Consider the following 2,099-nt stretch of genomic DNA (forward strand, 5'->3'; position numbering starts at 1 on the left):
AAGGAGGTGGCGAAGTCGATGGTGCGGCCGAGCCCGTCGGCGCGGTTGATCTCCAGCGTCAGGCCCTGGGCCGAGAGCTCGAAGTCCTCGGGATCGAAGCCGTAGAGCGCCACGCGGTCGGCGTGTGCCTTGAGCGCGTTGTACTTGTTGCCGGCCTTGTCCTTGACGCTGAGGTAGCCGAAGTCCAGCCCGTCCACGCCGAAGCCGTAGAGCTTGGCGCGCTGCTGCTCCAGCGTCTTGCCGGAGTCGAAGCCGCCGTCGGCATAGCCGACGAAGGCGGAGATGTTGGTGCCGGTGATGGCCAGCATCGATGTCGGCGCGACCTTGGTCTTGTCGCTGAGCGTGAGCAGCCCGGTGGGCGACGCGCGCTCGAAGCCGATGCGGCCGTTGAGGTACACGAAGTCCGAGAGCACGATGGTGACGTCGCCCTCGGCGCGCAGCAGCTCGCCCTGGCTGCCGGCGAAATCGATGGTCGTTGCGCCGCCCACGCCCGTAGCCACGTCGAAGGCGTGTGCCCCGGAGAAGTCGATGACTTGGTCGCCGTCGCGGGCTGCCTGGTTGAGCTGGACCTCGACGTTGCGCACGCTCAGGCCCAGGTCGCCCAGGCCGACAAGACCCACGCTGGTGGCGTTGGCGGTGAGCGCGGTCCACTTGCGCGCGGTATCGGTTTGCGACGAGAACATCGCCAGGCCGAAGTCCACGTCCTGCAGCAGCAGGCCCAGGGCGTCGCCAGTGCCGCCGTTGGCGCCGACGAAGACGTCGATATCCGAGCCGCCGATGGTCAGCACGTCCACGGCCACTTCTTCAGCCTTGGAGGCACCGGCCTTCTTAGCCAGCGTCACCAAATCGCTGGAAGACGTGATGGCGAAGTTGCCCTCGACCTGCACGAAGCCAAAGACATCGAGCTTCAGGTGGCCGCTGGCCTGCAGCAGCTCGCCCTTGGAGCCGTCCAGGCTCAGAACCAAGCTGCTGTTCACGCCGGTGACCACACGCAGCGCGGTTGCGCCCGCACCGTAGTCCACCACGGTGGTCGCGCCACCGCTGGCCTGGTTGATTTCCACCTTCACGCTGGTGGCGCCGATCTGGAGATCGTCGCCAAGGCCAACGAAGCCCACGCTGCCAGCCGTCGCCTGCAGGGTCGTCCACGAGCGCGCCGCGCCGCCGGCGCCCTTCTCATCCATCAGCGCCAAGCCGAAGTTGACGCCCGTCATCTGCAGGCCAAGCTTGTCGGCACTGTTCGCGTTCAGGCCAGCAAATGCATACAGCCCTTGCCCGCCCAGGGTCAGCACATCGACCTCGACCTGCTCGCCGCTTGCGGCGCCGTCGGCCTTGGCCAGCCTCACCAACTGGCTGCTCTTGCGGATGCCGACATCGCCGCTAAGGGAGATGAAGTCGGACACGCGGGCGCTGAAGCCACTGACCGCAAAGGTCGCCGTGTCGGAGGCGATGGCTTCGGCGAAGGTGTACTTGGTCGTGCCCACCGCCAATTGCTCGCCCTTGCCCACGCCACCGGCAGCCCCGGCGTACTGCACCAGGACGGACGAAGCCGTCATACCGGCCAGGCCGGCGATGTTGGCCGACAGCGAACCGCCCGACAGCTCGAACACCGTCGCCGTGCCCGCGCGCAGGCCGAAGTTGGCATTGCTCAGGCTCAGCGACGCCGCCGAGCCCGCGCTCAGCTGCGCCGAGACGTTGGAGCCCACCGCCACCAGCTCGCCGCCGGACTTCGCGAAGCCCACGTCGCCCGTCAGCGTCACGAAGTCGCTCACGTTGGCCGACAGGCCCTTGAGCCCGAAAGCCACGGTGTTGGCCGCGATCGCGTTGGCAAAGGTGTAGCTTGTGGAACCCACGCCCAGCGTGGTGCCCGCGCTCACGCCGCCGGCCGTGCCGGCGTACTGCACCAGGGTCGAGGCCGCGCTAAGGCTGGCGAAGCCGCTGATGTTGGCCACCAGCGTCCCACCCGACAGCTCGAACACCGTCGCCGTGCCCGCGCGCAGGCCGAAGCTCGCGTTGCTCAGGCTCAGCGAGGCGGCAGAACCCGCGCTCAGCTGCGCCGAGACATTGCTGCCCACCGCCACCAGCTCGGCGCCGGACTTGGC

At 68.2% G+C, this 2,099-nt stretch carries 1 protein-coding gene; it reads right to left on the reverse strand.

What is annotated here, in order from left to right:
- Nucleotides 1–2,099 (reverse strand): hypothetical protein (locus tag H537_RS54560; protein WP_043459425.1); only part of this gene is annotated, 2,099 nt, incomplete at both ends.

Source organism: Azohydromonas australica DSM 1124, assembly GCF_000430725.1.
Classification (GTDB): domain Bacteria; phylum Pseudomonadota; class Gammaproteobacteria; order Burkholderiales; family Burkholderiaceae_C; genus Azohydromonas; species Azohydromonas australica.